At 72.3% G+C, this 3,601-nt stretch carries 3 protein-coding genes; all 3 read left to right on the top strand.

Translation table 11 applies throughout. From position 1 onward, the window contains the following. The coding region (locus tag BKE38_RS29060) for an LPS-assembly protein LptD (protein ID WP_131829790.1) at nt 1-1,294 on the top strand (1,294 nt) is incomplete at its 5' end. A 71-nt stretch (nt 1,295-1,365) separates the two neighbouring features. Further along, nucleotides 1,366-2,730 (top strand): peptidylprolyl isomerase, encoded by a 1,365-nt coding sequence (locus BKE38_RS29055; protein WP_076960593.1) that lies wholly within the window; start codon nt 1,366-1,368, stop codon nt 2,728-2,730. 7 nt (nt 2,731-2,737) lie between these two features. After that, nucleotides 2,738-3,580 carry a 16S rRNA (adenine(1518)-N(6)/adenine(1519)-N(6))-dimethyltransferase RsmA gene (gene rsmA / locus BKE38_RS29050; protein ID WP_076960592.1) on the top strand — a complete coding sequence of 281 codons (843 nt, stop codon included), beginning with the start codon at nt 2,738-2,740 and terminating at the stop codon, nt 3,578-3,580. Nucleotides 3,581-3,601 lie beyond the last annotated feature (21 nt).

The raw sequence follows: 3,601 nt of genomic DNA, 5'->3' as shown, positions 1-3,601 counted from the left end.
GTTCTCGCTCGACGAGAACTGGCGCACCGGCTTCAACCTGAACCGCGCCAGCAGCGAGGCCTATCTCCGCGCCTGGCGCTACCCGGCGCCGCGCCAGCTCTCCTCGGATGCCTATCTCGAGGGCTTCTGGGGCATCAACAACTATGTCCGCGTCGATGCCCGCGCCTATCAGGGCCTGTCGGAGGTCGACGACACCGGGCAGATCCCGGTGGTCCTGCCGAACTTCTTCGGCGACCATTTCCGCGGCCGCGATGCGCTGGGCGGCTATTTCACCGTCGATGCCGGCGCCTTCTCGCTCTATCGCGACCAGGGCACCGACACCCGCCGCATCGCCAGCCGCGTCACCTACGAGCTGCCGCGCATTGACCGCTACGGCTCGGTCTGGACCTTCCGCGCCCAGGGCGACGCCCTGGCCCGCTGGGTCGACGACCTGGACCGCGCGCCGAACTACGCCAACCAGGGCACCGCGACCGACGCCACGGTCAATGTCCGCGCCGCCGTCGACTGGCGGATGCCCTTCGTCCGCCAGGCCGGCGAATACGGTGCGCAGATCTTCGAGCCGCGGGTGCAGCTGGTCACCGGCCCCTCGACCGGCCGGCAGACGCTGGTCGCCAACGAGGACAGCCTCGACTTCGAATTCTCCGACGCCAACCTCTTCGCGCTGAACCGCTTCCCCGGCCGCGACCGGCAGGAAGGCGGCAGCCGCGTCGACACCGCCTTCCGCAGCGCCTGGATGTTCCCGAACGGCGGCCAGCTGGAAGGCCTGGTCGGCCGCTCCTTCCGCGCCAGCAGCGAGAGCGTCTTCGAGGAGGATTCCGGCCTCGAGGGCCGCTCCTCCGACTGGGTCGGCCGCGTCCGCCTGTCGCCCACCCCCTGGCTCGACCTGACCGCCCGCACCCGGCTCGACAAGGACGGGCTGGACGCGCGCATGGTCGAGACCTCGGCCCGCATCAGCATGGGTCCGGTCTCGGTCGGCGGCGGCTATCTCTACACCATCCCCTCCAGCGCGCTGATCTCGACCCGCGAGCGCCGCGAGGTCTCCGGCAACGTCCAGGCGCGGATCGGGCAGTACTGGCGCGCCGGCACCTATGGCCGCTACGACCTCGAGCTCGAGCGGGCCGTCTCGGCCGGCGTCAACCTGACCTACGAGGACGAGTGCCTGATCTTCGACACCCGCTTCGCCAAGACCTATGCGGAGCCGTCGAACCGCAGCTCCTACTACCCCTCCTCGACCGTCCTGCTGTTCCGCGTCTCCTTCAAGACGATCGGCGACTTCGGCTTCCGCGCGATCTGATGGGGTGGCCTGCCCCCCGGCCCCGCGATTGGGGCTGGCGGTCGGGCCGCGCCCAGCCTAGGAAAACCGCCATGCGACGTGCTCACGCCCAGCTCGGGCTCCAGACCCGCCTCCCGGCCCGCGCCCTCCTCTCCGCTCTGGCGGCGACGCAGGCCCTGGCGGCCGTCCTGCTGCTGGCGCAACCCGCCGCGGCCCAGCCCCGCCGTCCGGCGCCCGCGCCCGAGGCCCCGGCGAGCGCCCCGTCGCAGACCAACCGCATCGTCGCGGTGGTCAATGGCGACATCGTCACCGCGACCGAGGTCGCCGGCCGCGCCCGGCTCTTCGCGCTGAACGCCAACATGGGCAATGCCGGCGACGTGGTCGAGCGGCTGCGCCCCCAGGTCACCCGCCTCCTCGTGGACGAGCGCCTGCGCATGCAGGAGGTCCAGCGCCGCGGCATCCCCGTCACCGACGAGGACGTGGCCGAGGCGGTGCGCGAGATCGAGGGCCGCAACGGCCTGCCCGCCGGCGCGCTCGCCGGCCAGCTGCGCGCTTCCGGCATCGCGCCGCGCGCCCTCTACGACCAGATCCGCAACCAGATCGGCTGGTCGCGGCTGATCCGCCAGCAGCTGGGCCAGCAGGGCCAGATCGGCAATGCCGAGATCGAGGAATTCGTCGCCGCCCACAAGGCGCGCACCGGCGAGCCGGAATACCTGGTCTCCGAGATCTTCATCCCCGTCGACGACCCCGCCGCCGAGCCAGAGGTGCGCCGCTTCGTCGACGACGTCGTCGGCCAGCTGCGCCGCGGCGTGCCCTTCCCCGCCGCCGCCACCCAGTTCAGCCAGAGCCAGACCGCCCTGCAGGGCGGCGACATGGGCTGGACCCGCCCCGACGAATTCGACCCGGCGGTCGGCAGCATCGTCAGCCAGATGCCCCCGGGCGCCATCGCCAACCCGGTCCGCGTCCCTGGCGGCTTCCAGATCATCGCGCTGCGCCAGAAGCGCGAGACCGGCCGCGAGCTGGCCACCATGGTCACCCTGCGCCAGGCCTTCTTCCCCTTCACCAGCGCGCTGAACCCGCAGGCGCCGACCGACCAGCAGCGCCAGGCCGTCGAGCGCGCCCGCGCCCTCGAAGGCCGCGCCTGCCCGGCCGTCGAGGCCGCGGCCCGCGGCGGCGACCGCCCCTCCGATCCGGGTGGCGCGCTGCGCCTCGACACCATGCAGCCGGCAGCGCTGCGCAACATCGTGGCCAGCCTGCCGGTCGGCCGCGCCAGCCAGCCGCTGGTCACGCCCGAGGGCGTGCTGGTGCTCGCCGTCTGCACCCGCGAGACCCGCAACCTGGCCGAGCTCTCCCCGGACGCGGCGCGCGGCCAGATCCTGCGCGACCGCATCGAGCTGACCTCGCGCCAGCTGCAGCGCGACCTGCGCCGCCGCGCGCAGATCGACATGCGGAGCTGAGGGCGCCATTTCCGCCGCCCTCCCCTCGCTCGCCGAGACGATCCAGAAGCACGGACTGGCCGCGCGCAAGGCGCTCGGCCAGCATTTCCTGCTGGATGCGACCCTCTGCGGCCGCATCGCCTCCATCGCGGCGCCGCTGGAAGGCCGCCAGGTCCTCGAGATCGGCCCCGGCCCCGGCGGCCTGACCCGCGCCTTGCTGGCCAGCCCCGCCGAGCACGTCACCGCCGTCGAGCTCGACCGCCGCGCCCTCGGCGCGCTGGAGGAGCTCTCCGCCGCCTATCCCGGCAAGCTCACCATCGTCGAGGGCGATGCGCTGCGCATCGATGCCGAGACCCTGCTGCCGGCGCCGCGCCGCATCGTCGCCAACCTGCCCTACAATGTCGGCACGCCGCTGCTGATCGGCTGGCTGCACCAAGCCGCGCTCTTCGAGAGCATGACTCTGATGTTCCAGCAGGAAGTCGCCGAGCGCATCGTCGCCGCGCCCGACACCGAGCATTACGGGCGGCTCGCCGTGCTGTCCCAGTGGCGCTGCCAGTGCCGCATGATGCTGCGCCTGCCGCCCGGCGCCTTCAGCCCGCCGCCCAAGGTCTGGTCGGCCGTCGTGCACCTGGTGCCGCATGCCGAGGACCCCGATCCCGCGCTGATGAAGTCGCTGGAAAAGGTGACGGCCGCGGCCTTCGGACAACGCAGAAAAATGCTGCGGTCGAGCCTGAAGACCCTGGGCAACGCCGAGGCCATCCTCAAGGACGCCGATATCGACGGGACACGGCGGGCGGAGACGCTGTCGGTTGCAGAATTCGAGCGGCTGGCGGTCAACGAGCTGAAGAAAGCAGGGGGCCCCGCCCCCTGACCCCCGCCGGGGGGATACGAT

The sequence above is a fragment of the Teichococcus deserti genome, from assembly GCF_001982615.1.
Classification (GTDB): Bacteria; Pseudomonadota; Alphaproteobacteria; order Acetobacterales; family Acetobacteraceae; genus Pseudoroseomonas; species Pseudoroseomonas deserti.
The sequence above is the reverse complement of the archived record's forward strand: the minus strand, read 5'-3'. Positions and strand labels throughout refer to the sequence as shown.